Origin of the sequence: Cohnella sp. CFH 77786 (assembly GCF_019400745.1) — a bacterium.
In the GTDB taxonomy this organism is placed as follows: domain Bacteria; phylum Bacillota; class Bacilli; order Paenibacillales; family Paenibacillaceae; genus Cohnella.
Genome location: NZ_WJIB01000027.1, coordinates 14,128 through 39,727, shown reverse-complemented (window position 1 = coordinate 39,727; position 25,600 = coordinate 14,128). Strand labels below are relative to the sequence as shown.

Below are 25,600 nucleotides of genomic sequence, written 5' to 3'. Positions count from 1 at the left end.
GGTTCTTTCGGCGTTACTTCCAATTTCGTTATCTTCACCGGTAGGGCTTTTACGGTCAAGCTGGCGTTCCCGGTCATGCCGTTCCATGTGGCCGTTACGCCGGTCGTTCCGGCTGCGGAGCCGGTAGTCAAGCCTGAAGCGTTGATTGTTGCCTTCGTAGGATCTCCGAGCGCCCAGGCTGCGGAATTGGTTACGTCTTTCTTTGATCCATCCGAGTAATTTGCTGTCGCGGTGTACTGCTGCGTATCGCCTACTTGAACTGTTGCTGTTGCTGGCGTTACCGTAATGCTTTGCAGCGTAGGATCACTCGAACCGCCGCCTGTTGGCGGTGTAACTGGTGCAGCTGTTACGGTCAAGCTGGCGTTCCCGGTCATGCCGTTCCATGTGGCCGTTACGCCGGTCGTTCCGGCTGCGGAGCCGGTAGCCAAGCCTGAAGCGTTGATTGTTGCCTTCGTCGGATCTCCGAGCGCCCAAGCTGCTGCATTCGTCACGTCTTGCGTCGATCCATCGGAGAAATTCGCTGTCGCATTATACTGCTGCGTGTTCCCTATTTGAATCGTGGCCGTTGCTGGCGTTACCGTAATGCTTTGAAGTGTCACTGGTACCGGTGCTGCCGATACCGTCAGGCTTGCATTGCCGGTCATGCCGTTCCATGTGGCCGTTACGCCGGTCGTTCCAGCTGCGGAACCGGTAGCCAAGCCCGATGCGTTGATTGTTGCCTTCGTCGGATCTCCGAGCGCCCAGGTTGCGGTATTCGTTACGTCCTGCGTCGAACCGTCAGAGAAGTTCGCTGTCGCGGTGTACTGCTGCGTATCGCCTACTTGAACCGTTGCCGTTGCTGGCGTTACCGTAATGCTTTGAAGCGTCACCGGCGCAGCCGTCACCGTCAGGCTTGCGAATCCAGTCATGCCGTTCCAGGTTGCCGCTACGCCCGTAGTACCAACTGCATTTCCTGTTGCAAGTCCTGAATTGTTAATGCTGGCCATAGCAGGAAATTGAAGCATCCATGCTGCGGTGTTCGTTACGTCTTGTGTCGATCCGTCAGAGAAGTTCGCTGTCGCGGTGTATTGTTGCGTCCCCCCTACTGCTACGGTCGCCGTTGCCGGGGTTACTGTAATACTTTGAAGCGTCACCGGTGCAGCTGTGACCGTCAAGCTGGCGTTCCCGGTCATGCCGCCCCAGGTAGCCGTTACACCGGTCGTACCGATGGCCGTTCCTGTCGCCAATCCTGTTGCATTGATTGTCGCTTTCGTCGGATCTCCGAGCGCCCAGGTTGCCATGTTGGTAACATTCTGCGTTGTACCGTTTGAATAATTTGCTGTTGCGGTGTACTGTTGTGTTCCCCCGACTTGGACGGTTGCTGTCGCCGGAGTAACCGTTATGCTCGTAAGTGTAACGGGAGGATTAACCGTCAAGCTGGCGTTCCCGGTCATGCCGTTCCATGTGGCCGAAATGCCGGTTGTCCCGGCTGCTTGCCCCCGAAACAAATAAGTTTGTGTTACGTCCTGGGACGCTATCGCAGCATCCGCAAGCCCCCAAGTGGCAAGTGTTGTTACGTCTTGCGTTGAACCGTCTGAAAAGTTCGCCGTTGCTGAATAGGCTTGATATTGACCGATATTTATTGTTGCGGTAGCCGGTGAAACCGTAATACTTTGCAAAGTAGGTCCGGCATTCACTGTAAGACTCGCATTACCGGATTTTCCTCCCCAGGTAGCCGTTACGCCTGTCGTTCCAGCTGCGGAACCTGTTGCCAGGCCGGAAGTGTTGATTGTCGCTTTCGTCGGATCTGCAAGCGTCCACGTTGCTACGTTGGATATATCCGAAGTTGAACCGTCAGTATAGTGGGCCGTAGCTGTGTACTGCTGGGTTTCTCCGATATTTACCGTAGCCGTCGCCGGTGTTACTTCGATGTAATCCAGCGGCGGGGATATTTGAAAGGAATCAACGCCTTTGTCGATCGTTTCCATACCCCCGATGCCGAATTCAGTCCCGTCATAGCTAACATTCACGCGAACACCATATCGCGGATCTGGCGAACCACTTGGAGTGGTTGGGTTTTTCACGTTTTTGACTTTTAGAACTAAATGGTCATTTTTGTACAACTGCCGGTCAATCTTGAATTGCATAGCTCGTTGGTTAAACGATGTCGTTCCTAAATTCTGAGATACAAAGTTTGCCCCAGTTAGCTCTACCGTAGAACCGGTGAAATCCCAAAAGGCAGCCGGCGAGGAAGAATCGCTGCTTCCCCAATAAAGCCATATTTCCGGAACATGCGTTGTGACGGAAGGAGCCTGTGCATCCCGGAGAAGCGTTAAATCAAACGTGTAATCAGTTGTAGCTCCTGCCTCCGGATTGTCCGGCGTGATCGTTGCATAATTGATAGGTGCAGCTGATCCCGTGATGGTCTGATACTTGTCTCCCACAAGAGCCGATGTTGAGGTGCAGCAGTCAGCTCCATAGAATAATGCTCGAATCTGATACGTTCCGGCATCAACCGGGTTGATAACGTCTTTTACTGTAACGGTAATAACGTCACCCGGATTCGGAATGTTAGAAAAATGCTGTTGTACATCCGACATATACGCTGAATCACCCATGCTCGGAGCGCCGGTTAAAGTTAAGCCGGACGCTGTGATTCCTCCGGAAAAAGGAACGCCTAACGTAATGTACTCTCTTGTTGAATTTTGATTGTTCTTATAGAAGTACACCAGGAATCTCGGTGTCCCAGCATCCCAAGTCACCATCTTGTTGTAAACCGCATCCGTTACCGTAAAGGAAACGGTATAATCTGCCCTTTGCCCTGCTTGGTCATTTGTCGTCGTTATTGATAAATTTGGATCGGTTACAGCAGCGAAAGCTTTCTGCACCGGCAAGAACGCGAACATTTGAAGCACTACTAGAAATGATAGAATGACACTAACTGTTCTCCGCATGAATATCTCCCTTTTCTCGTGACACATTTTCGTCACTTTATTTGTTACAGCTTTGATATAAAAAAGCCCAAGTACATGAATAACTTGGGCTCCTTACCGGTTCGGTTAGTTGTCCCTGTATTATTTCGCTTGTTCTTCAGCTGCCACTTTAGAGGGAACATTTCCAACATAGATTGTTTGTTCGGACTTGGAATATGCAACCTGAATTCCTGCTTCAGACAATCCCCATCTTAAAGGGAAATGACCATTTGCCATAACTGTTGAAGTGAATTCGTCGCGGAGCTGGCTTTGGCCATTGACCTGCATATAATCATGACCAACAGATCCTAGCATTGCGTAAACATCATCCGTAACGGCCACATCGATTTCTGTCTGTTCTGTATCCTTCTTAGCCGGTTTGTATGTAACGCTCTTGAACAACGGGAAATCCGCAAGAGCGTCCCTGCCAATGTAGAAGTTTCCACGAAGAACGTACCCATCGAGAAGGCCCGTTTTATACTCGCCGTCTGCGCCGCGATAGATATAGGGATAGGTTACGGAGCAGCCGTCACAAGACGGCCCAGGAACGTCCGGCCTTACTTCATTGGAAGTGCCGGTAAGGAAGATCCGCATTTCCCCGTTTTGGTAGTGTCCCTTTTCGATGTACTGATCGAACAGTTTTTTGTTATCGATGATTGCCTTAAACCAATCTTCATTATCGGCTGCAAATGCCGAAGTGCTGGCCGTCAAGAATAAGGAAACCAATAAAGTTACGATTGCAAGTTTTTTCTTCATATGGTCTGATCCTCCTAAATGATGTTAGTTCTCTAATACTACAACAAACGACAAATTCCTACTAGCCAGTTGCTGACATTTTGACGGCTTTCATCGACCTCCTTAACTCGTTCACAAATCGGAGAGTACCAGGTGATCCCTCGAAGTGTACGCAGCCGCAAATCTCTTTGCTGCACATCAGAATGGCTATTGCCGGTTCATTTGGCGGCGCTTCGCTGCCGAAATGGATAGATACCGGTCCGGTCTTTACTTCGATGTAGCCAAGCGGTTCCATGACACCGGTTTTACATTCCGGGCAGTTATTCAGCACTTCGATCCCCTCCCTTTCCGTTTGTATGTTGCGTAAAAATCCATTGATTCTTTTGAGCAAGATAGTTCCTCCTTCCTATTATATCATATTTTCAAATTTATCTTTATATATAAAATTACTTTTGATGAATAAAGTAGTTACGGCGAGGTTTAGAGAAGGCCCTAACCCCTCCATTAAAGAGATTAGGGCTGTTTCGGCCAATTCTTGACGGCCAGCTCCAAGTATTTCTTCACTTGCTCATCGCTTGTTCTGCTGCCATCTTTGACAACCAGCCGGATCGGTATTTTCTGACCCGGAATAAACTCGTCCAATTCAATAGTCCGGTTTCGTGGCCGACCCATTTTGCGCTTAGGGCGCGGAAGCTCCGGGTACTGCTTCAGAGCCTTCGCGATCCGAATAGATACATACGACCGGCTTAATCCAAGGATTTCAGCAACATCCATGTGCCGAAGTAAATTCTTCTTTTCCATGAGCTTGACGATCATTACGCCCTGCTGCTCCACAGTGTAATTTTGGTTCGTTTTCAGCTCATGAATTAGTTCATCAGCACTTTTTGCTTCGGCTTGCTTTATAAACCCTTGGACCATACCGGAATACCCCACCCTTACTTATCGTCGTCGTGCATCAGTAGCAGCATTTCGTCATCCGACAGTCCTTTGTCCTGGTCGGCATGGTTATTCTGCTGCTCGTGCATGTCATTGAGGGCAAGGGTATTTTCATCTTCAACAGCTGCCCCATTATCCGGAGTCTTTGAAGCACCGCGCTTTCTTCTGCGTCGTTTTCCTCCCTGCTGCTGCGTCGATTCCTCTTGTGCATCCTCAATGACTTCCCCTTCGTTTTCGCCGTCCTTGTCAACTTCATCGTCGTTATCAGTGTAAGTATAATTGACATTTTCGTTTTCGTCACTAGGGGAATCGTTTGCGGCGGCGACTTCGGCAATGGATGCAGCTGCGGCTTGATTGTCGATAATGGCCTTGGTCATTTCTTCGGAATCGCGGAAAATGTGCTTCGGCAGCGGCCCGATCAAGCCGATCTGTTCGTCCTCAATGACGTTATTGATTACGAACAAGCAAAGCACTTCGGCTGGATCAAAGGTTTTTGTGTTGAAGCCTGGGAGCTTATGAATTTGATCCGGACGCATTCTCATGCGAAGCTCTTCCCGTTTCATGGTGTTTATCTGCAAGGGATTGAATACGGCCTGACTATTGGTCGTAATGTTCTCCCAAAACTGGCCAATCTTCTCCGAGAACATTTCACAGTCTTTTATGTTCGTACCACCGAAAATAACCTTCTGCCGCGCATTGTCGAAGATACTTTCTTCCAGACGTTCGCTGATCTTCCGGAGCTGCGCAAGCCCCTGATGGAAAATGTGCATCATCATCTTGGCTTTCCGTGCCATTTCAAAGATTTCAGCAAACGGTTCGCTTACATAGTTCTGTACCTCGTCCACGTAGACGGCCATCGGCGGCAGCGTGTCCCGGATCGAATCAGGAATACCGGCTCGATTGAAGGTTTCGGTCTGAAGCATGTTTATCATTAAGCGGCCAAGCACGAAACCGAGATCCAGCAATTCCGGATAGTCGGTTGTAATCAAAAGAACATGACCGTTATCGAATACGTCCTTCAATTTGAGTGTGCTTTTGGAGCAAAGCATCCGGCGCATGTGCTTGTTGCCGGTCAACTTCTTCAGGTAGGTATTCAAGCCCTGGTAATTTCGTCTTGCTTCAGGTGCCATCTTCGGATCTTCAAACATTTCCGCAAATTCGGCCAGATCGTTGCGAATGTCCGGATCTGCGATCTGCTTCAAATACTGCTGCCGTAGCGCCTTGTTGATCGGCCTAACAATCTCTCGTAAATCTTCATATGTTGCTTCATCGCCCTTTACAGCTTTCGCAACCTTAATCGCCATCATAAGGGCATTTTCTTGTTCTTCCTTATAAAATTGGTTCGCGTTGTTTCCCAGGTATCCGGAAAAGGCTCTAGCGTTCATAACGCAGATTTTGTCAATATCGGTGCCGTCCAACGGATTGATAATGTCTGATTTCGGATCGGTCGGATCGATGAAGAAAAACTTACGGCCAACCTTCCGGCATATTGCACGCAAGCCCCATACCACGTCTTTCGTCGGTTCCAGAACGACAAGGCCGGTTCCCGGATCAAGAATATCCTGTGTCGCCATGTTGTTCAGTAGGATCGACTTACCGGTACCGGTTGGACCGATGACTTGCATATGCTGGTAGCGTGACACTTCCGGAATAATCATCGGTTCCGACTTCGGTTTCGTTAAGTTCGGCTTAGTATTAGCAACGTGCATATCGGCTTTCTCGCGCTGCCTAATGATAGATCCACCTTCACCGGCTCTATTCTGTGCATCCTCAAATTGATCCAGCACCGATGTTCCACCGGCTCCTTCCGTTAGCTTGACGGCTATGTAGGAGAGGAATGCCAGGTAAATTATGAGTGCAGCTATAAGAGATATTTTCGGGAACTGTTCATGAAAGAAATAAAGTTCCAGGTTTACGATTGCACTTGCGAAGGCAAGGCCGCATAATCCTTCAGCCAGGACACTTGCCCATTCTTTCGTGAATTTTGTTGCCTTCATAAACGGCGCATTGCTGATAATGAATGATCCCCGAATGGACGCTAGCCCAATGAATCCGAGAATCAACCAGCCGTCATCTTGCCATGTGTAGACTTCGTAGATCGTCCGGAACGATCCGATCAAGTATAAAATCGTCGCGATCCCAACGGCTGCGCCTGTGGCATTCCATACGGCGTTTTGGTTTTTGTCGTCTTTGACATATTCCTTCGACATGAAGAAGAATCGCCGGAACACGAAAGATAATGTCATGAAAACGATCTTCAGCACCCACGTTACACCGCGAATGCACTTTCCGGCGAAGGCAAAGGCTAATTGCGGTCCCGCGATCCACCAAATGAATGCAAAGGCGACAGCTGCCAGTACAAGCATTGTGAAAGCCGGTCCCAAGATACCCATTAAGAGACTTTCCATGCAGATCCCCCTAGTAGTTCATCATACTGTTAATATCGAAGTTTCCGAGCTGGTTTTGCATATCCCGGATCATCTGGAAACTATCCTTCGCTTGATGAATCATGCTAACAAAGTTGTCCATTCCGATAGTGTAGTTAATCATGATGATTCCGACAACAGCCACGACCAACAGCTGCACGATCTGCGAGAAGAACCATTTTAGAATCATTTCCCTTCCCCTTCCTTTCGTAACTTCTTTTCAGGCTTAATCGTGTTACGTCGATTGTAAAAAAAATTAGTGCCGGATCGGTTCATCTTGCAGGGATACATAGATCCGATTTTCTTCCTTACGCTTCATCCGGCGCTCCCACTTGGCAATCGCTTCTTTCCTGGCGAAATGGTCTGTAATGCTGGTATAAAGCAGATTCAGCAAACTTGCCGTCAAGGTGATAACTGCATAGGAGAAGCAAGCGAACGCCCACAGCGATACAGGATTTTCCGAAGAAACATTTTGAATCGAACCGCTGGCCAACACAACGAGGATCACCGCTGCCAGGATCACATTCCGATACGTCTTACCGCTATACAACAGATTGTCGAATTTCATCTTCATTTGCCCCTTTCTGTTTTCACAGAGAATATTGTTGTTGTTTGCGCTGCTCAGCTTTTGCCAGCCGACTTTCCCGTTTGTAGCTGCCTTTACCGTACTTTCCATCATAGTGCCGAATGAATTTGCGCTCCATCGTCCAATTATTGATTCCAGCGAAGGCCGAGATACCGAGCCATACGACGAGAGACACTACTGCGAAGAATACCAGGACTTCCAATCCGATCCCCTCCCCTACCATCTGCTGCCGTAACGGTTATAAGAACTGCCGTAACGGTCACGATACTTAGCTTCATGTTTGGCCTTCGCCCGATAGTTCAAGTAAACAAGAACGCCAACAGCTACCGCAGCCACCAAAATGAAGGTAAACACGCCTTCAATAAAGGAGCCAAACCCGTTCGCTTCTTCGACAATCGCTTTGGAGCCGTTCGGTGTCATTCTTACGAATGTCTCCATATTTGAAGCGTTCGGATCGATCTGCATGTTCATCATCTTGTTCGGGTCCATCATCCCGGACATATCCTTCTGAAAACCATCACCAATGTTCTTCAGCGCCGGAAGGCCGACTCCGAAGAAAAGCAATGCCAGAAACCCATAGAACGCAAGTTTCGCCTTAAACATAGTTCCTTATTCCTCCTTATTCGGGGGGCTTAAAGCCCCCTATTCTTCTTATTCGTCATCTTCCAACAAATTCCTCGCTAAACTACTTGTCACGCTATTCTTAATTTGAAATCCTGCTGAACCGGTATTATCGGGTTCTGCCGCTACATTCCCTGGCATTATTCCGAAAGCTGGTTGTCCTGGCTGCGTAAGCATTTGATAGATCCATTGACCCAACATTTGCTTTGTCATTGGATCATTGAGCCATTCTCTTTGCTCCGGAGTGATCGAGCCGGGAAGATGAAGAACCACTCTTTCGCCGCCACCGGTAGACGACAGCTTGTCATTTATTGCTGAAACAAAGAGGGAAGCGCAAGCGCTGCTGTACTTGCGCCCCTCTTGTTGCTTCAGATCGTTTAGAAAGTCCTGAACCGGCTGCGCCGTATCCTGGGGAAGCCTAAACGATACCGGCTTTGATATGTCGAATAATTCTTCCATCCGAGAATCACACCTATTCTTTGGTCGCTGCTGTCAACTGAATACCGTTTTCCGAAAGGTAGAAGTTAAGCAGCTTGTGGTAGGCCCGAACAATCATCCAAATCGAATCTTCCGGCTTTTCCTCAAACTTAATGATATACTTCCGGTCGTTCTCGTTGAGCTTGATAATGTACTCCTTCAGGATCGATGCGCCGCCGCCAATCAGGTACGCCACCTGAATTCTAGGCACCCTGGCCCACATCTCTTTCAAAAGATCGTATTGGGCTTTGGCAGCTCGTCCAAGAACGCCATCGACAATGTTCTTAAACGAATGCCGGTTCGAGTTGATCCAGACGTGCATTTTTTCTTCCGGATCTTTATGCGTCAGGTTTTCAATGAGTTCGCCCCGGCTCTTAAAATATTTCCTTACGCCGAATTCATCATCGACACGCCGGATAATTTCGTCTAAATAACTCGAAAGCCCCTCTTTCTCGCCGTCCGAATTGATATTGTCCACTGTTCCGTCCGGTTTGATAATGGCATCATCTGTCGAAAGACCGCCAATGTCGTGAATCAGAACCATCTTATTGATTAAGTCCTCATTGCGCGGCGATCCGTCGTTCTTTGTCGTAAGCTCGATCATTGCCGCATGGCCTTCCGTATTAACAAGCACATCGTAGAATTTGATTCGTACCTTCTTGTTCTCGTAACCTGGCGTTGTCAGGAAAGTTACTTCGTGAGAGTTGCCCTTCAATTTCTCTTTGAACGCTTTCCGCGTTCCCTTCTTCTTTGCTTCGCCTAACGGCAAGCCAGTAGACAAGAAATAGTTGGCTTCGATAACCCCATCGACATCCTTAAACAAGGAAGCGTTGTTCGCCGCGTCGAATGCTAAAGAAGAAAGCAGCATGACCACCGGCTGATCGTGAACGGATTTTGCATCCTCGTATGTCAGCTCGTCATTTTGGTGTTGAGCTGCGGCCAGATTACCAACCACATATGTAGCGGCTCCACCCTTGCCGTTATTCAACGCACCGGAAACGATTTTGACGTGAAGCGCATCCTTCGGGGCTTCGCCCTGGATAATCTCGCGGTCCTCGCTGTGAGCAGCGACTACGTTAGGCATGTCCAGCACGTCCGGACCGTCACCGAAAACCGCCTTGATCCGAGAGTTACCAATATCCACCGAGCTTTTTCTTACCACTTGATTCAACCTGATCCACTCCTTAACGGGCGTAATGTATTTCCTATATTTACATTGTAGACGTTTTGTCTACAACTGTCAATGGGTTTGTAGACAATTTGTAGACATTATTTTTCTGAAGCGCTCTGCCCCTCCGCTTTCCTTCTCTCTATGTAGGATTTGCACGCTGCCGCAAACTCCTGAAGCCCCTTTTCGCACACTAAACTTCTATTGCCATCGGCAAGCTCACCGGCAATGAAATCTAAATCGCCTATCAATGCTTCTGGCAATGTAATTGATATTGTCTTTTTCCCTGCACTTCCATTGTTCAATAATTGCATTATTGCATTTTCATACATTTCTTGTTTCGGTTTTCTTCCCATGTTATTTACCATCCTTTTAACAGTGTATTTTGCAATGCGATTTACAATATATATTACCATCTAACGGCATCGGCTTCCACCTTTCCTTTTCTTCATATAGATGCTCCCCGAAGCTGTGAAGAAAGATTATCCCTTGATCGCAGTCACCGCTGCTCTGTGTCCCGGATCTCCCCGCCGCCTGTTAATGTAGTCGGGCGACGGCCAGCTGCGCGGCCACCGGCTGGATCAATCTCCACCGTTCCTTCCCGATCCCTATGATCCTTTTCCTCAACCGTGAACGGGCAGCTGGCCAGCTCTTAGTAGTAGAACTGTTCACGCTCTCGCGTGAAGTGCTTTTCCCCTGAGCTATAATTTGTCAATGCTCCGCATTGAGTTCGCCTTCGGCTCCACACGCCCAGGAGAAAAAATAGCACGAATGCGAAATACCACCCTTGCGGCAGCTGTCGCCGCCGATCCGAACCAAGATTCATTTGTCGCAGCTGGAACGCTGCTCCCCTAAACCTCCCCTTCGTTTTGGAGCTATTGCCCCCCTACTCATACAATAGGAAACACAATGTATTTTGCATTGTATTTCCTATTGCTCAAAAGCTGTTCACGCTGTCGCGTGAATGGGGTTTCCCCCTGAAAAATGTCAATGCTCCGCATTGAGTTCGCCTTCGGCTCACGCAGGGGAAAACCCCGAAAGTCAAAGGCATGTTTCGGCCCCTCTTTGTCCACGCTGCCGCGTGGAAGGATCTGGCCAATCGGCCCGATCCTAAGAGGGACCGAAACACTTACGCCCCGGCTGCGCCATGCGATTTGGCGCGTTGCGCCAATCAATGAAGCATGGTACGATATTTCATATCGACCATACTTCATTGTACGCATGGCTACGCCGGGGCGTATACGTGTCGCTACGCTCCCGAAAATGATTTTTGCCATACTACGCAAGGGCTTCGCCCAAGCTGCGTACAGCAAAAATCATGGAGCCCGAATCACCTACGCCCGCGGCTACCTTCCTGCGATACGGTTAAACCTCGCTACCGCTCGTTTAACCTGTATCGCGGAAGATAGCACGCGGCCGGCTTCGGAAGTTTTGTCCCTCCGGGCCAAAACCGCCTTCGGCGCGCGCAGAGCGCGTTCCTATGCCTGCGTACGGTGCTCGGGCTCCCCTCAACCCCTTCCGACCCCTTCGCTATGCGAAGGGCCGCCCCCAAACTCTTGGGGGCTGTCGGCCTTGGCCAGCTACGCCAGCCAAGGAAAGGCCGCGCATGATTTCATCATGCGATTGGTTCAATGCTCCGCATCGGTTCGCTCCGCTCATCCCCGATGCTCCACCATTGAACCAATAGGTCAAAGGCAAAGATTCAATTTCCGTATCGGTCGCTTCGCTCTATCCCGATACTCCAATCGAATCTCTTAAAGATGAATAGCCGCGCATTGATTCCATCATGCGATTGTTTCAAAATTCCGCATCGGTCGCTTCGCTCATTCCCGATGCTCCACATTGAAACAATGAAAGAAAGGAGGTCCGGCAGCTCATGGATCTGCGCGTTGCACCGGCTAAACTCGACCGGATCATATCGCCCTATCTGCTGTTCTTTTTGAAGCGCTATGCTGCTTCATTGTCATTGGAAAACCGCGTCCTGGACTTAGGTTCTGGCAAGTGGAGACATTCTAATTTTATGTACCGAATTGGGTTCAAAAATGTTTCTTGTATTGACCGATATTCATTCCCTAAAATGCCTGATTACATAACATTTATTGAACACAATTTAGAGAATAAAATAGAGTTTTTGGAGCAGAAATTTGACATTATTATTGCTACGTTTCTATTCATGTTTATCGAAAATAAGCGTCTATTAGTTAATGAAATAACCCGTTTATCTGCACCAAATGCGTATTTTATTTGCACATTAAATCAGAAAAAAACCAGCGCATTCCGTCCAGCATTGTCATTCGGAAAAGCGACTACGCCCGATGAAATAATCACGCTTTTAGATCCTGCGCTGTGGGAGATCATGCACCGGAACAAAGACAGTTTCATTGCGAAACGAAGGGAGGGGATGGCTTATGGCGAGGGGCAGACGCGGGAAAAAGAGTGACGTTATTAAGGCCGTTAAATCCACCGAGCAACGGGCTCTGAAAAATCTATGGCGGACCGGCGTACTCACAAAGGCACAGCTTGAAAAACACTATCAGCTGCATGGGGAACGGCTGGCCAAGTTTGAAAAGAGTGGCTTCATCACCATCCAGCAGGATCTAATACGCCTGGAAAAGAAGGGTATCGATTATTGCAAAAAGGAATTGAATCTCGAACACCGGTACATATCATCATCCCAACACCTGAAGCATGACCTGAAGTTGACCGCAGCCTATTTGAAGTTAAATCCGGAAATACAAGATACCTGGAAAACCGAAATGCAGCTCTACTACGAAGCAAAGACCCAGGACAATTTCGAGACGTTCAAACGCGAGATGACCGAGCAGCATCCATCCGGCCACTTCAAGGCCGTTCCGGATGCTGCGATCCAAGATCCCAAGACCGGCAATTATATGGCCTTTGAATGCGTGACGAAAAATTACAACGAAGCTGACATTGCACAAAAAGAAGCGTTCTCCGCTCAATACCTGGGCGGGATCTACAAATTCTGAAAGGAGTCTTTCCAATGGGTTTGATAGAAGATATTCGCGCATACCACGACGATCCGGCCAATTTTGAAACCATGACCATATCCGGCGTTCTGATCGATCCCGCCATACACGCCACCATCGACCGCCACTATAAACGCTTCCTGGAACTGCTCCTTGAATACTTCCCGTATATGCTTAAAACGCAATGGCGCGAGCTTTACGGCAAAGCCAAGATGACCGGCCACTATGCCGTAAATGAATTGGTAGAGTTGAAGGTATTAGGGGAGGGGAGCTTTAAGGGCTGTCATTATGTTTATCCGCTCACAAGAGCGGTCAAGTGGTACACGAAACGGGAAAACGCAAATCCGTTCGTCCAAAAACAATCGAACAATAAGCTGCTGGATCATTTCATGCGAGCTGAATACTTCCTGCGAACGACCCAGCTGATCCAGGTAAGTCCGGATTATTTTTTCAACCGGCTGTTGTGGGACCGGCGAAAGATCCTATTGGAGCAGAAGGAAGTGACCGACCGGATAACCGGCATCAACAAGAAGCTGGCCGATCTGCAAGAGCAGATCCGGCAGCTTTCGCAAAACGCAGCTGCCAACGTAAACCGAATCATTGCGCTGGCCGAACAAAAGGCAGAGTTAAACGGCAGCTTGAATGAGCTTCAGCGGCAGGAGGAACAAATCAAGGAGAAAACGAAGGATCTACCACCTTTTAAGATCCCTGAAATAGCCGAAGGCGGCGCTTTGGATTGCGTGGAGGAATACAAGGAGCGGAAGGTTTTCAGCGAAGGCGTTCCGGAGTTTAAGAACAAGCTGGATTACCTCACGTTCGTACAAAAATGCTTGTCGATCCTTCCGGACCGTAACTGCTATTTTGAGGACATTCGCCTGACCGACGAAGGATTTAAGCTGGATCTTGTCATGATCCATTACCATGATTCTTCTAAATCGCGCTATCACCGGCTGATCGATGACGTAAATTTGATCTGCGATTGCTTCATGAACGGCAGCTTCACGCTGCGCGTCCTCTGCGAGAGCGAGAAGGACCAGGAACGGGCCGACAAGGTTCTGAAGGAAGTCTTTCGCCAGCGGCGAAGATCCCTTTCCGACTTCCAAAAGAAGCGTACAAACCGGAAGAATCTTTGCGAGAAATACATTGTCACCAACACCAACATAGCCCGCTATTTTCAAAGGGGAGATTCGGATTTGCTGGTACATGAATCCGACTTGAAAGACTTGGAGCAGATTATCGCGCAGCTGAATGATGATTCAGATAGTTAACTCAAAAAGCCTTATATATCAAGGTGTTAACCCTGTTAACTCGGTTAACCGCAACGGCGTGGAGCAGATCCGCGCCGTTTTTTTCTACCGCGCTTCGCTTGCTGTACCTTCGGTTACACTCGTTTTCAAAGAACGCGAAAACTCGATAACCTTCAGGTCAACTTTCCAAAAACGCAAAGAAGCGGACCCCCTTCTTCAGAGGCATCCGCTTCATAGACGAAGTGCTGCATTAGATAACTAGATTATACACTAGTCAGCGGATTATTAAAACCACTTTTGGACCGTTTATTTGTTACTTTGTTATTGCTGCCTGATAGGGGAAATGGTATAATTTTCTCATAGCCGTTTGTCTTGTATCTGTTCTGCGGCAGATGATCCTGCGAGTGGGTTTGCGAGGTTGTCCTTACGGACTTCTATCTGGATCTATCATTCTCCGGAATGGTATTTCGAGATGGATGTCCGTAGGGCAATCCTAAAAAACTTATCTCTCGGGAGGAATGTTGTATGAACAAAAGGCATAATGGTGACGAAGGATTTTTTGGTTTGTTGGGGATGATTCTTCTTGGAATGCTGCTTCTGTCGGCAAACAAGGAGAAGGTAGACGCATTTCTGGCGAAGGCTGGCATTGTCGCTGGTAAGATCCTCACGGTTTCGATTTACGTCGGAATCTCGGTCGTTGTACTGTTCGTCAGCTACAAGGTGATCCGCGCTGTTTACAAGGCTAAGAAACGGAAGCAAGAACGCCGTATCGCTGCTTTGGAAAAAGAGCTGACTACCGCAAATGCTGATATGAACTACTACCTCGAACTGTCTGTCTCGGAAGCTTTTCACTTTGGCCTGGCTGAAGAAATTGCAGAACGTCATGATCTCGAAGTTTCTGTTTACGGACCGGCATTGTTTTCTGAAACCAATAACGTGTTGATCGGCAAGCGCAAGGTTGCTAGAATCCACGAAATTGAGCAGGAACTTTACGGTTATACGGAAACATGGAATTACGAGAAAAGCGTTGTGTATCAAGTCACAGTCAAATTGAACCAGCACCGATTCAATGAAGATCTTATCAACGCTCGTCGTAACCGCACTTTGTCCAGAGAAACGGGTAATCGCTATGCAAGAAGATTTTAATGCCGATCATTTCACGCTTGCCGTTCGCAGCTGTCATGAAGGTTATTATCTTGCAAAGCAGTTTCCCTATTGTCCACCTCAAAGAGTTTCACAATTCTTTGAATCCGAACTTCTAGCACTCCTGACATTTATTTCTGTCAAAACCGGTGCTGAAGTTTCCATTCTCGACTAATCTCTATTTTCTTCGTTTCACCGCCTTTTAATGGATATTGATCTCCTTTTGTGACGATCTATTCATTACCTGGCAAACCGGCTTAGACAAGAACTGTTTTCTTATGATCTGTGCTCCCTTTTTGGTTGAGCTATTTTCATTCGAATTCATTTCTTGTCTTTTTCATTTTCCCCAGGTTTATCCCCTCTATCAGTTGGCCATACTGATGATAGATAGACGGCCAACTGCGCGGCCACCGGCTCCAGATCTCACCGGCCTGCCGTCCTTCGCTTCCGAGCTTCCGGAATGACTTGCTTGACGATCCGGTTCGTGCTGTCCTGGAAGGATTCACGAATGAAAGTTTCCAGCACTCTCGTACCGATAATTTCCGGATTGACTTCATGTTCGGCGGGTACCGTTTCATTCAGCGCTTCACAGATCATTTGCAGCTTGTAGTAGTCGCTGCGCGACAACCGCAGCACGACCGTTCGATGCTTCAGAGATTGAACAAAGATTTCCTTCAGCAATGCGAATGCCATACGCGAACACCGTCCCCTATTTGAATATGCTCCATGCCTTTGAAGGCTGGTTGATTGCAGCCGGTCGGATCGGCCCGATAAAATCCTCCTTGGTGATACCAGGAACAAGCTGCTGTACCGTCTTTAGATCGTGCAGCGCGTATCGTAGGAGCGCGTAGGTTGCATGAGCAAGGTAAGACACCCCTAAAGCGATTTGAAACTCGCAGAGCTGATCCAGGAGCGTTTGAGGGGCTTTTATCTTAAACCGGCTCCGTTCGCTATCGTCGTTGATGTAATCGTAGATCGATTTCGCGTCTTTGTGGCCGCAATAAATGATGTTCTCCGTAAATCGGAAATCACGCTTCATGTACGAGCTGAAGAACTCCATTGTCCGTTCGTCCCGCAGCGCGATCCGCACCAGCTGAACGCCAACTTCACCTTCAGGAAGTTCGCACCGGCGCGAGATCCGATGTATCCAGACACGTTCATGATCCGGTATGTACGGCGCAATCGCCTGTTTCTTATCTGACCGTACCTTACGTCTCTTGGCTTCCCTTTCGTCCACGTTCGCCGCCCTCATTTCGTGAATTATCATAGGAACTGCGTTCCGGGGTTCCTAATCTATTTCTATGCAGCTGGCGTGAAAGGTAGTCCAACATTTCGGCAGGGGAGAGGAGGTCCACCATGAAACTGACCCTATCGCAAAAAGAACGGGAACAGCTGGTAGCCGGGGCATTGTCATCCGCTAAACGCCTGGGCTATCCCTTGAAGAAGAAAAAGAACAAACCAGGCTTACAGCTGGTGCCTAAATCCAACAGGTAGCCAGGAGAGAGACAAAGCCCGATAGAAAACATACTACGACGTTCTCCCTCGGGGGACGCTCCCGCTGGGGCTACGCCCTCCACCGGGGGGCCTCCGGCCCCTAACCATCGTAATCAATCTCATTCAGGTATAGGATGATCCGGAACAGAAGTAACCCACAGGCTGCGCGAGGTGAAACAGGGAAAGAAGGGCGCTGTGGACAACTACCAGCAAAACGGCCCACTACCCACAGGCCCGACGATAAGGACGCTTTGCTACGCAAAGCACCAGCCCCGATTTCAAGGAAGGATTGTATTCCCTCCCACCACCCTCCCCCTGTATATGGAGTATGACTATTTAATCTGGCGGTCCGGGATCTGGCGGTTCCGGTTCAATTTTGACTTCACTGAAGCGCTCGATGCGCTCTATTTTGCGTTCCCGGAAGTCAGCGTAAACCACTACCCCGTTTTCAACCGGCGCGGACGGCCCATTCTCGTTTTTATCCTCGATAGGGAAGGGAATGACATTGCTTGCTTCAGCTGCGGCTTCTGGCGCTTCTGAAGGCCGTATGACGGTTACGCCGCCGCGCCCTCTGCGTGTCTCAACGATCACTTTACCGGCATCCTTCAGCTGGCCAAGAACCGCCTTAAACGAAGTCAGCGGACAGTGTAGCCGCGTGGCCAGCTCCTGTTGCGTTCCGGACAGCTCTTTTTCCGATTGGAGAAGATCCAACAGGTCAGCTTCCCATTCGTGAAGATGGCTGCGTTCACGCTCGGACCTTGGCTTGGCAGGTTCCCAATGATTGCGAGTGCGATAATAAAAAGGCATTCCGGTAATCTCCCGGATAATTTCTGCCTTCGGTGCCTGAAGTTTGGAGCTGCGGAACACGTAGCTTGCCTTATATACAGCGTCACGCTGCGTAAAAGGCTTCTTACCAGCTTGTGCGCCTTTCGCGCAGCAGTAAATAAACCAATCCCGCATGGCGGTTTCGGCTTGTTCCTGCGTCCAATCAGACGCTTTCATGGCCAGCGCCAGGTTAAATGCAACAACATCACGATTACCATAGTCGCAAGGCGCTGTAAGTAAGTATTGAAGGGCCGGATGGCTCATTAGATTCCCTGTATGTACGTTCACAAAGCCGCCAGCGTCCGGATCGTAAGGATGGTTGATTTCGCGCCAATCTTTGAACACGTCGAAGCTGTACCGGTTTGCTGGCTCAAAATAAAGCATGTTTTGCTCGGTCGGCGTTCTGAAGATACGATTCGCCCCGACAGCTGCCATATCCGCGCCCAGGTCGTCGGCCATGTGCCACATGATAGCCGAATAAAGACGAATCGCCTTGTCCGTTGCGCGGACCGGCTCCGTAAAGAAGAAAGACGCATGATGGCCGCCGCTCGGCGTTCTCACGATAGCGGTAGGGCGGGGGAGTCCTGCCCGATCGATCCGCTCAATCACTTCTTCGATAGATTCGCCGTAATTATCAAAATCGAACGTAAGCGCGTTAAGCCACCGGAGGGATTCGGTCCAGCGCAAATCGCGCCGGTAGTAGCCATTAGGCGTGTAAAAGGACGTATCGACCGCAGGATCTGCTAGAACAGCATAGAGTGTTGCTTGCGTGGCCATGCTTTTCATGCGCTCTTTCGTTCCGACAAATACCCATTGACGCTCACTATCACGTTTCCCTGCATTTGTTTTCATTCCGGAACGCTTCGGGTAAGAATTCATGTTCTCGCCAAAGAGAAGCCCGAAAAAGGCTTCCGAACGCGTTTTTGGTTGTATTAAATTTTGGGAGACTTGTAACAGCTGCGACATGGGACCGTCCCTTTCTCGAAAAAGGCAATAGGAAAGTAGGCCCTCGATACCCCGCATTTACAAAATTTGGGATTTCGGAGCGACTATATGCGGTTTCGGTTTTATGTATGAGCAGATGGGATCTCAACCGGCTAACCGGTTCCATCGGTTCAGCGAACGCAAAAAAGCCCTGGGATCTCCAACAAAGGGAGATACCAGGGCTCGGGTTCCTATTTTAGAAATAGTACAATGAAACTACTTCCAAATCCGTTGACACGCTTGATAAATAAGCGTCCCAATGGTACAATAAAGGTATATCAGCTGTTGTTTTTTCAGCTTAAAACCTATATTGCTTTCTGGAAGGTCATTGTGTGAGCGCCTGTTTCGCCGATGTAGAGGATCGGTTGACACAGCTCGGAGATGCTGGAAACATCTTCGATACCGCGTGAAACATAATGGCTATTTCAGTTTTATTCGGTTTTTAAGGTCGTAAGAATCTAGTAATCTGACTTGCTCATAAAACATATTAACATAGTTTTAGAGGTTACGGTAGTCGAACTTTGGAAAATCATGATAGCTTGTATTCGATCCCCGTTTCATTCCCCGATAAAATCACATCGTCGATGCCTTTCCCGTTGGCCAGATCCCACAGCGCAAAGATAGGGGGGAGCTGCCGCCGGTTCAGTTCTTCAGCAAGCGAAACGGCGTACTGCTTTACCCAAGGCTTGCTTGCAAATTCAGACGAATCATAAGCAATGATGTTCCGGCCTTCATTCACCAGGAGCTTGCGGAGCTGGGAAAGAAGATTCGGGATCTCCTGCCAATGCGCCACGCCAGGCGCAGCCAACGCTACGCACTTATTCCTCCATGCAATGACATTCGCCTTCAGCGGCCCTTCAGTTATCCATATATCATTACTTTGAATAGAGGGCGGTATGGCCACATGTACAGGGTTTCCGCTATTCGTTCCTTGCTTTTTCCCATCCGTCGAAAGCCAAATATACTTCGTTTTGCCTGTTGGCCGGTCTACTCGTACCTGGATGCCGGTTATTTTCCGATCAACTGAAAGAATCGGAATCATAAAGCCGGTGCCGCCGAATATCGTCCAATACTCGCCATACGGCCCTTCCTTCATGTAAAAGCCCGGAACAGACGAAAGCGCCACTTCACCGTACTTTTCAAGTAACATCTTGCTTACCTGATGCCGATTATTTATAGGTAATGTCCCATAGCCTTGCTCCCGGATCTCCCGGACTGTCAGCCCTCTTTGCTTCAATGTTTCCAGGTGTTCAGCTGATAAGGGAAACTGCCGGAATAAGTCTGAATAGACCGCATGAATCAATTCTTCCGGTCCTCTTGGTTTCTCTATTCGTGGAGTGAAATCCTCTTTATTGGCGGTAATCCGATCTTCGAGCGAATGCCACCAGCCGCCTTTTTTGTTCGGATGATCGTTTTGAATCCGCTGACAGAGAGCCAGCTTACGATCATCGGATACCATGCACCAATCGTTGTGACCGCAGATCGGGCAGAGGATCTTCAACCTTGCGACGTTGCGTAAAGCCATGTTTCCACCTTCCTATCAGTTCCAGTTGTACGCCTATCGTAACATATTTTTTTATCTTATAGAACATCTATCTATGTATATACATACATCGAACTTTGTAATATAATAGGAATATGGTACCAATCCTTGAAGCCTATTGGTAGGGAACAATCTATGAACAAAGGAGGGTTTGAATGAGCAGCAACGATATACTGGACAGCATGAATTTACGAGAATACTTGCGCGGAACTGTTAAGAGGATGCCGAAACAGTCAGCGGCCATATTGTCGATCTTGAAAAACAAAGGGCCTATGAACATGAACCGGCTATCTCTTACAGCTGAAATCAACCGCAGCCTTTTGAATAAATTCGTTACTCCGTTGGAAGTAATGGGTTTGATTCAGCAGGATCGTTACGGCATGACAAAGGAATACAGCCTTACATCACTTGGAGAAGCGTTTCTAAAACTTAAATAGAACAAGGAGTGCATTCAGAAATGAAGATGACCAAAAAGAATCTGTATATCTATTCGGGGGTTGCTGGGGTAGCGGTTATCCTTCTCGTCTTTTTCGCCGTCATGTTGTCCCAGGGAGGGGATAAGAAACCGGCAAGCCAAAGCATTGTTCAACCGACCCAAACGCAGCCGGTTACTATCGCAGATCCGCAGCCGACACAACAGGCGACGAATAGCGGAAGCAACAACAGCTCGAACAGCGGTTCTAACAACTCCGGCACGATCCCGGCCAGTACGAACACCGAAGGCCAGCAAGTAGCACCGGCACCTGCCGCGGCGCTTCAAAACGCACCTTATACGCGAGTATTCTTCGACGGCAAGACCCATATCGTCAATTCCGGGGATCTCGTTATCGACGCAGAAGGAAATCTCCTTATCAAAGCCAGTTATTTGAGCGGCGGCTTGAATCTTCCGATCACATGGAAAGGCGATACGGTTTTTGTCGGATTGCAGCCGGTTCCGGACAGCACGACAAACGAAGTAGCGCAATTCGTTTCCGATCTCGATTACCTGAAGTTCTATTCCTCCGGTGACAACCTTGGAACGATGGAAATGCTGAAAGACCAATGGACGAAAGAAACTTACTTCCGGATCGCCGGTAAGGAATACAACAAGGGCCTGGGCTTTAAGCTGAATTGGGGCTGGGGAGACAGCAAAAACAATGTTGAGCTGGACTATAATCTCGCCGGGAACTACAAAGCATTCAAAACGGTCGTCGGCGTAGACGATCAAATGAAGAACACCAAAGCCCGTTACGTTGTGCGCTTGTACGGCGATAACAAGAAGCTGGCCGAGACGAAAGAATTTACAGGCGGCGACTTCGCGGTTCCGCTCGAAGCTGATCTTACCGGCGTGATTCGTCTTACAATCGAAATTTCCCAGGTAGCATCTGATGATAATTTCCGAGACGTTGGAATCATCCTGGCCAATGCCAGAATTTCTAAATAAGGGGGCTTCATATGTCAGCGCAGCAACAGCAGCGCGTTTCCCAGGAGGAAGAAATCACGATTGACTTCAAGAAAGAGCTTCCTTTCTTGCTTCCGGAAATGCAGCTCATTATCGCAATCAAAAATAAGGGCTTCATGTACTTTGTCGGGATCTTCTTCGGCGCGTTCCGCGACGTGGGACACTTGATCGCCCGATTCACGAACCGCAACAGCGGCGGTTACGGCGGCAGCTATAACGCTGGATCTGCTTCGGCAGCTCCGCAAGCGTCACCGATTGACTTTGCGCCGAACCGCCCGACATTCAAGATCAATCAACCAGCGTTAAATGCAGCCTTGCAAGAACTACACAGTATCGTCGGCCTTGCGCCGGTGAAGCAATACTTCCAGGAGCTGCAAGATACGGTTTCCTTGCAAGCCGAACGGCAAGCAGCTGGCCAAAGCAAACGGAAGCAAACGCTGCATATGGTCTTTACCGGGAATCCCGGTACCGGCAAAACGACACTTGCCCGGATTGCGGCCAATATGTTCAGGGCATTAGGCGTTGTAACGAAGGGGCATTTGGTTGAAGTGACCAGGGAGGATCTTGTCGGTGAATACATCGGCTCGACAGCTCCTAAAACCCGCGAAGTCGTAAACCGCGCTATCGGCGGCATTCTGTTCATTGACGAAGCTTATACGCTTTCTCGCGGCGGTCAGACGGATTTTGGTAAAGAAGCGATTGATACGCTCGTCAAGTGCATGGAGGAATACCGGGATAACTTGATCGTTATTCTCGCCGGTTACACAAAGGAAATGGACGAGTTCATGAAGGCGAACAGCGGCTTGAAGTCTCGTTTCCCAAATATCATTGAATTTCCGGATTACACGCCGGAGGAATTGCTTGAAATCGCTGAAAATCAATTCGACGCTGAAAACTACATCTTAGAGGAAGATGCCGTAAAAGCCCTTTATGCAGTAATTGAGCGGCGGCAAATTCCAGGACGTAACGAGGACGGCAACGGTCGGCTTGTCCGGAACGTCATTGATGAAGCGATCCGCAAACAATCTAGCCGCTTGAAGAATGCTGCAAGACGTTCTTCCGAGGATATCCGTACCATTATCGCGGAGGACTTCGGGTATGTCGAAGGGGAAGTATTCGATCTGGAAGCTGAATTAACCAAGATCGTCGGAAATGAAGGCGTGAAGAAAATGTTACGCTCTTTGGCCGCGCAGCTGCAAGTACAGCGGGCGCGTAAAGAAAACGGCATTTCGTCCGCTACCGGACAAAGCCTACATATGGTTTTTAAGGGCAACCCCGGTACAGGTAAAACCACTATCGCCCGGATCTTAGGCAAGATGCTGAAGGAAATGGGCGTTCTGAAATCCGGCCAGATGAAAGAAACCGACAAAAGCGGTCTTGTGGCTCCTTACGTTGGCCAGACAGCGGACAAGGTTCTCGATGTAGTCAAACAATCGCTTGGCGGTATCCTTTTCATCGACGAAGCCTACTCCTTGGCTAACGGCGATCAATTCGGTAAGGAAGCCATCGATACGCTGGTAAAGGCAATGGAAGATCACCGGGAGAACCTTATCATCATCCTTGCCGGTTACGACGAAGATATGGAGAAATTCTTCGACGTGAACGCCGGTCTACGTTCCCGATTCCCGAACGTGTTTGAGTTCCAGGATTACACCGTCGATGAAATGTTCCGCATCCTTGAAATGATGCTGGCTGCGGCGCAGTATCAGCTTGATCCGGACGCAATTCCAGCTGTCCGCGCCACGCTCCAAAGAGCTGAAGGCAAGCGTGAAGCCGGTAATGGCCGCTACGTCCGGAATCTGATGGAGAGCGCGATACGAAACCAAGCGATTCGTCTGCAAGAGCAATCGGGCTTCAAACAATCGGATCTGATGCTGCTTACAGCTGCCGACTTCGGGGGAGCCATCGAAGATGAAACATTCGATCTGGAAACCGAGCTGGCAAGCATCGTCGGCAATGAGGAAGTCAAAGAGCATATCCGGGCCTTGGCCGCACAGGTGAAGATACAGAAGATGAAGCAGGAAAAGGGCATTGCTCAATCGGCCATCCAAACGCTGCATATGGTCTTTAAGGGCAATCCCGGCACCGGCAAAACGACTATCGCCCGGATCGTCGGTAAAATGCTTCGCCATATGGGAATCTTGAAATCGGGCCAGCTGATCGAAACGGACCGCAGCGGACTTGTGGCTTCCTATGTCGGCCAAACAGCAGCGAAAACTCATAAGGTGATCGAAAAGGCGCTTGGCGGCATTCTGTTCGTTGACGAAGCCTATGCGTTGGCCAGCGGCGGCGAGAACGACTTCGGCAAGGAAGCCATTGACGCGCTTGTAAAAGGCATGGAAGATCATCGGGATAACCTGATCGTCATTCTCGCCGGTTATAACGAAGATATGGAGTATTTCTTCCAGGCTAACGCCGGTCTGAAGTCTCGCTTCCCGTTGGTGTTCGAGTTCAAGGACTACACCGTAGACGAAATGCTTCAGATTTTCCGTCTTATGTCCAGCGGCTTGAACGTAGATCCGCGCAGCGAAGAAATCATTCGCCCCATTCTGGCCAGCGCTGAAGGCGTTCGGGAAGCCGGTAATGGCCGGTTCGTCCGTAACTTGTTGGAGGGCGCTATGAGGAATCAAGCTGTCCGGCTTCAAAAGCTGGCTGATCCTACGCCGGATGATCTTATCACGCTGCTGCCGGAAGATTTTAAGTAAAGGGGGAAACAAGGTTGAGAATCTTAACATGTGTTATAGCTTACTTCACCATCACGCTTTATCTGAAGTCGCTGTTGTACGGCGCAATGATTATCGAATCCATCATTACCCATGAAAGCACTCATGCCAGCTTCTTTCCTTTCTGGGACATTTTCTGGGCGGCGCTGTGGGGCGGCTTGCTTTACGGCAAGATCAAAGACGCGCCGATTCTGAAACCGGCCTTTCTAATGGCCGTCATTATGGCCTTCGGCTTCCATTACACGCTTGCGTTCATGGGGCTTGGCATTTCATCCGGAAGCAAGACCGTAGTAGCGCTTTGCGCGGTCGTCGGCTTGATCGGGCTTCTTGCAACCAGGGCGGCAATGTTCATTCACTTTAGACGCAACCCGATTCAAGCACATAGCTAATTCCTGGAGCCGGTCGGGATCTTCCTACCGGCTCCTTTCAACAGGAGGGGATCTACATGGAAATCAACCGTAACTTCTACCGTCCGGAGGGCGCAGAAGTGAAAGCGTCTAGTACGCCGCTAGATCGGATCTATCGGGCTTACAATGCCGATTCGATCATAGAGGCCCCTATCGTGCAAGTGCAGCTCTACGGCGGCGCTGCGGCTTGGAAAATCGATCTGGAAGGCATACCCGGATACGTCCCGTTCGAGAGATCCGGATTGCAGCATGAAAACCAGCTGAAGCAATTTGTTGGCCAGAAGATTTACGTCATGATTCATTCCGTCCACCGGAAGGACGGAGATCCATATGCGGAGTGTGACCGGCAGAAAGCCGTTGAACGATTAAGCAAAGAAGTATTAGAACGGATTACCCTTTCACAAGAGCTGGAAGCCGTTATAAAGGGCTTGGGAGATAACAAGGTCTATTTGGATATTGGCGGCGGTCTAATCGCGGAAATGCCGCGTCAGGAAGCCACGTTAAGCAAAATCCGGCGCTCCCTGCGGTCCGAGTTTCATATCGGGCAGCTGCTTACCGTCAAGATCGTCAAGCTAGACAAAACCACCGGCAGCGTAACCGTATCCAGGACGGCCATGCTTCCCGATCCTTGGAAAACGAATCAATATAGCGCCGGTGACGTATTGCCGGTCCATATCGTGAATATTGTCGGCCAGCAGATATACGCCGAAGTCGTTCCCGGAATCGTTGGCATGATCGCTACGCCGAATACTCCCGTTGAGCTGGCCATCGGGGATAAAGTTCAATGCAGCGTAATCCGCTTCGATCCGGAGCAAAAGAAATTGAGAATGCGCTACCGGCAGAAGGTCATGTAAGAGGATCAAGCTATGATCCTCGATCATGGCTTTTTCTTTAACGAAGGGG

Annotated in this window: 25 protein-coding genes; 10 read left to right on the top strand and 15 right to left on the bottom strand. The window is 49.2% G+C overall.

The window, feature by feature from the left end; all coding sequences use genetic code 11:
- The 11 genes from GE107_RS25540 to GE107_RS25490 form a co-directional block, all read right to left on the bottom strand.
- Positions 1 to 2,933 (bottom strand): beta strand repeat-containing protein (locus tag GE107_RS25540; protein WP_219644522.1); only part of this gene is annotated, 2,933 nt, incomplete at its 3' end.
- A 120-nt stretch (positions 2,934 to 3,053) separates the two neighbouring features.
- Positions 3,054 to 3,707: a hypothetical protein gene (locus GE107_RS25535; RefSeq protein ID WP_219644520.1), complete on the bottom strand. Its 654-nt coding sequence runs from the start codon at positions 3,705 to 3,707 to the stop codon at positions 3,054 to 3,056.
- A 61-nt stretch (positions 3,708 to 3,768) separates the two neighbouring features.
- Positions 3,769 to 4,077, bottom strand: coding sequence for a hypothetical protein (locus GE107_RS25530; protein WP_219644518.1), 309 nt, complete (start codon positions 4,075 to 4,077; stop codon positions 3,769 to 3,771).
- Positions 4,078 to 4,199: 122 nt separating this feature from the next.
- Positions 4,200 to 4,604 carry a hypothetical protein gene (locus tag GE107_RS25525; protein WP_219644516.1) on the bottom strand — a complete coding sequence of 135 codons (405 nt, stop codon included), beginning with the start codon at positions 4,602 to 4,604 and terminating at the stop codon, positions 4,200 to 4,202.
- Positions 4,605 to 4,621: 17 nt separating this feature from the next.
- On the bottom strand, positions 4,622 to 7,030 hold the full coding sequence (locus GE107_RS25520; RefSeq protein ID WP_219644514.1) for a TraM recognition domain-containing protein: 2,409 nt from the start codon (positions 7,028 to 7,030) through the stop codon (positions 4,622 to 4,624).
- A gap of 274 nt (positions 7,031 to 7,304) precedes the next feature.
- On the bottom strand, positions 7,305 to 7,616 hold the full coding sequence (locus GE107_RS25515; RefSeq protein WP_219644512.1) for a hypothetical protein: 312 nt from the start codon (positions 7,614 to 7,616) through the stop codon (positions 7,305 to 7,307).
- 22 nt (positions 7,617 to 7,638) lie between these two features.
- On the bottom strand, positions 7,639 to 7,836 hold the full coding sequence (locus tag GE107_RS25510) for a hypothetical protein (protein WP_219644510.1): 198 nt from the start codon (positions 7,834 to 7,836) through the stop codon (positions 7,639 to 7,641).
- Positions 7,837 to 7,850: 14 nt separating this feature from the next.
- Entirely contained in the window at positions 7,851 to 8,237 is a 387-nt protein-coding gene (locus tag GE107_RS25505; protein WP_219644508.1) for a hypothetical protein, read from the bottom strand.
- A gap of 48 nt (positions 8,238 to 8,285) precedes the next feature.
- Positions 8,286 to 8,714, bottom strand: coding sequence for a hypothetical protein (locus GE107_RS25500; protein WP_219644506.1), 429 nt, complete (start codon positions 8,712 to 8,714; stop codon positions 8,286 to 8,288).
- 13 nt (positions 8,715 to 8,727) lie between these two features.
- Positions 8,728 to 9,894: an Alp7A family actin-like protein gene (locus tag GE107_RS25495; protein WP_219644524.1), complete on the bottom strand. Its 1,167-nt coding sequence runs from the start codon at positions 9,892 to 9,894 to the stop codon at positions 8,728 to 8,730.
- A gap of 107 nt (positions 9,895 to 10,001) precedes the next feature.
- On the bottom strand, positions 10,002 to 10,256 hold the full coding sequence (locus tag GE107_RS25490) for a hypothetical protein (protein WP_219644504.1): 255 nt from the start codon (positions 10,254 to 10,256) through the stop codon (positions 10,002 to 10,004).
- A 1,520-nt stretch (positions 10,257 to 11,776) separates the two neighbouring features.
- Here GE107_RS25490 and GE107_RS25485 point away from each other — a divergent pair.
- The 4 genes from GE107_RS25485 (at position 11,777) to GE107_RS25470 (ending at position 15,283) form a co-directional block, all read left to right on the top strand.
- Positions 11,777 to 12,340 (top strand): methyltransferase domain-containing protein, encoded by a 564-nt coding sequence (locus tag GE107_RS25485; RefSeq protein WP_219644502.1) that lies wholly within the window; start codon positions 11,777 to 11,779, stop codon positions 12,338 to 12,340.
- Entirely contained in the window at positions 12,309 to 12,890 is a 582-nt protein-coding gene (locus GE107_RS25480; protein WP_219644500.1) for a hypothetical protein, read from the top strand. The genes GE107_RS25485 and GE107_RS25480 overlap by 32 nt, the downstream gene beginning before the upstream one ends.
- Before the next feature lie 14 nt (positions 12,891 to 12,904).
- Positions 12,905 to 14,158 (top strand): coiled-coil domain-containing protein, encoded by a 1,254-nt coding sequence (locus tag GE107_RS25475; RefSeq protein WP_219644498.1) that lies wholly within the window; start codon positions 12,905 to 12,907, stop codon positions 14,156 to 14,158.
- A gap of 504 nt (positions 14,159 to 14,662) precedes the next feature.
- On the top strand, positions 14,663 to 15,283 hold the full coding sequence (locus GE107_RS25470) for a hypothetical protein (RefSeq protein WP_219644496.1): 621 nt from the start codon (positions 14,663 to 14,665) through the stop codon (positions 15,281 to 15,283).
- A 420-nt stretch (positions 15,284 to 15,703) separates the two neighbouring features.
- Here GE107_RS25470 and GE107_RS25465 read toward each other — a convergent pair whose 3' ends face one another.
- Together GE107_RS25465 and GE107_RS25460 are read right to left on the bottom strand one after the other, a co-directional pair.
- Positions 15,704 to 15,973 (bottom strand): hypothetical protein, encoded by a 270-nt coding sequence (locus tag GE107_RS25465; protein WP_219644494.1) that lies wholly within the window; start codon positions 15,971 to 15,973, stop codon positions 15,704 to 15,706.
- A 16-nt stretch (positions 15,974 to 15,989) separates the two neighbouring features.
- Complete coding sequence (locus tag GE107_RS25460; RefSeq protein WP_219644492.1) at positions 15,990 to 16,517, bottom strand: hypothetical protein; 528 nt, start codon at positions 16,515 to 16,517, stop codon at positions 15,990 to 15,992.
- Between the two features lie 119 nt (positions 16,518 to 16,636).
- Here GE107_RS25460 and GE107_RS25455 point away from each other — a divergent pair, with 119 nt between their 5' ends.
- Positions 16,637 to 16,774, top strand: a complete 138-nt coding sequence (locus GE107_RS25455) for a hypothetical protein (RefSeq protein WP_219644490.1) — start codon at positions 16,637 to 16,639, stop codon at positions 16,772 to 16,774.
- A 336-nt stretch (positions 16,775 to 17,110) separates the two neighbouring features.
- Here GE107_RS25455 and GE107_RS25450 read toward each other — a convergent pair whose 3' ends face one another.
- The gene (locus tag GE107_RS25450; protein WP_219644488.1) at positions 17,111 to 18,565 is read right to left on the bottom strand and encodes a bifunctional DNA primase/polymerase; all 1,455 of its coding nucleotides are present in this window, start codon (positions 18,563 to 18,565) and stop codon (positions 17,111 to 17,113) included.
- A 547-nt stretch (positions 18,566 to 19,112) separates the two neighbouring features.
- Entirely contained in the window at positions 19,113 to 20,108 is a 996-nt protein-coding gene (locus tag GE107_RS25445; RefSeq protein WP_219644486.1) for a DUF3854 domain-containing protein, read from the bottom strand.
- A gap of 173 nt (positions 20,109 to 20,281) precedes the next feature.
- On the opposite strand from GE107_RS25445, the gene GE107_RS25440 reads away from it, so the two are divergent.
- The 5 genes from GE107_RS25440 to GE107_RS25420 are packed head-to-tail and all read left to right on the top strand — an operon-like array spanning position 20,282 to position 25,551.
- The gene (locus GE107_RS25440; RefSeq protein WP_219644485.1) at positions 20,282 to 20,563 is read left to right on the top strand and encodes a hypothetical protein; all 282 of its coding nucleotides are present in this window, start codon (positions 20,282 to 20,284) and stop codon (positions 20,561 to 20,563) included.
- A gap of 20 nt (positions 20,564 to 20,583) precedes the next feature.
- Positions 20,584 to 21,549: an NPCBM/NEW2 domain-containing protein gene (locus GE107_RS25435; protein ID WP_219644483.1), complete on the top strand. Its 966-nt coding sequence runs from the start codon at positions 20,584 to 20,586 to the stop codon at positions 21,547 to 21,549.
- A gap of 11 nt (positions 21,550 to 21,560) precedes the next feature.
- Positions 21,561 to 24,272 (top strand): AAA family ATPase, encoded by a 2,712-nt coding sequence (locus GE107_RS25430; protein WP_219644481.1) that lies wholly within the window; start codon positions 21,561 to 21,563, stop codon positions 24,270 to 24,272.
- A gap of 14 nt (positions 24,273 to 24,286) precedes the next feature.
- On the top strand, positions 24,287 to 24,679 hold the full coding sequence (locus GE107_RS25425) for a hypothetical protein (RefSeq protein WP_219644479.1): 393 nt from the start codon (positions 24,287 to 24,289) through the stop codon (positions 24,677 to 24,679).
- Between the two features lie 56 nt (positions 24,680 to 24,735).
- Positions 24,736 to 25,551, top strand: a complete 816-nt coding sequence (locus tag GE107_RS25420; RefSeq protein WP_219644477.1) for a hypothetical protein — start codon at positions 24,736 to 24,738, stop codon at positions 25,549 to 25,551.
- The last annotated feature ends 49 nt before the right edge of the window (positions 25,552 to 25,600 follow it).

Bases quoted from the DNA above. Each gene is read 5' to 3' on its own strand.
- GE107_RS25535 (WP_219644520.1), bottom strand. From the start codon at position 3,707: ATGAAGAAAAAACTTGCAATCGTAACTTTATTGGTTTCCTTATTCTTG.
- GE107_RS25525 (WP_219644516.1), bottom strand. From the start codon at position 4,604: ATGGTCCAAGGGTTTATAAAGCAAGCCGAAGCAAAAAGTGCTGATGAA.
- GE107_RS25520 (WP_219644514.1), bottom strand. From the start codon at position 7,030: ATGGAAAGTCTCTTAATGGGTATCTTGGGACCGGCTTTCACAATGCTT.
- GE107_RS25515 (WP_219644512.1), bottom strand. From the start codon at position 7,616: ATGAAATTCGACAATCTGTTGTATAGCGGTAAGACGTATCGGAATGTG.
- GE107_RS25505 (WP_219644508.1), bottom strand. From the start codon at position 8,237: ATGTTTAAGGCGAAACTTGCGTTCTATGGGTTTCTGGCATTGCTTTTC.
- GE107_RS25500 (WP_219644506.1), bottom strand. From the start codon at position 8,714: ATGGAAGAATTATTCGACATATCAAAGCCGGTATCGTTTAGGCTTCCC.
- GE107_RS25490 (WP_219644504.1), bottom strand. From the start codon at position 10,256: ATGGGAAGAAAACCGAAACAAGAAATGTATGAAAATGCAATAATGCAA.
- GE107_RS25485 (WP_219644502.1), top strand. From the start codon at position 11,777: ATGGATCTGCGCGTTGCACCGGCTAAACTCGACCGGATCATATCGCCC.
- GE107_RS25480 (WP_219644500.1), top strand. From the start codon at position 12,309: ATGGCGAGGGGCAGACGCGGGAAAAAGAGTGACGTTATTAAGGCCGTT.
- GE107_RS25475 (WP_219644498.1), top strand. From the start codon at position 12,905: ATGGGTTTGATAGAAGATATTCGCGCATACCACGACGATCCGGCCAAT.
- GE107_RS25470 (WP_219644496.1), top strand. From the start codon at position 14,663: ATGAACAAAAGGCATAATGGTGACGAAGGATTTTTTGGTTTGTTGGGG.
- GE107_RS25465 (WP_219644494.1), bottom strand. From the start codon at position 15,973: ATGGCATTCGCATTGCTGAAGGAAATCTTTGTTCAATCTCTGAAGCAT.
- GE107_RS25455 (WP_219644490.1), top strand. From the start codon at position 16,637: ATGAAACTGACCCTATCGCAAAAAGAACGGGAACAGCTGGTAGCCGGG.
- GE107_RS25450 (WP_219644488.1), bottom strand. From the start codon at position 18,565: ATGTCGCAGCTGTTACAAGTCTCCCAAAATTTAATACAACCAAAAACG.
- GE107_RS25445 (WP_219644486.1), bottom strand. From the start codon at position 20,108: ATGGCTTTACGCAACGTCGCAAGGTTGAAGATCCTCTGCCCGATCTGC.
- GE107_RS25440 (WP_219644485.1), top strand. From the start codon at position 20,282: ATGAGCAGCAACGATATACTGGACAGCATGAATTTACGAGAATACTTG.
- GE107_RS25435 (WP_219644483.1), top strand. From the start codon at position 20,584: ATGAAGATGACCAAAAAGAATCTGTATATCTATTCGGGGGTTGCTGGG.
- GE107_RS25430 (WP_219644481.1), top strand. From the start codon at position 21,561: ATGTCAGCGCAGCAACAGCAGCGCGTTTCCCAGGAGGAAGAAATCACG.
- GE107_RS25420 (WP_219644477.1), top strand. From the start codon at position 24,736: ATGGAAATCAACCGTAACTTCTACCGTCCGGAGGGCGCAGAAGTGAAA.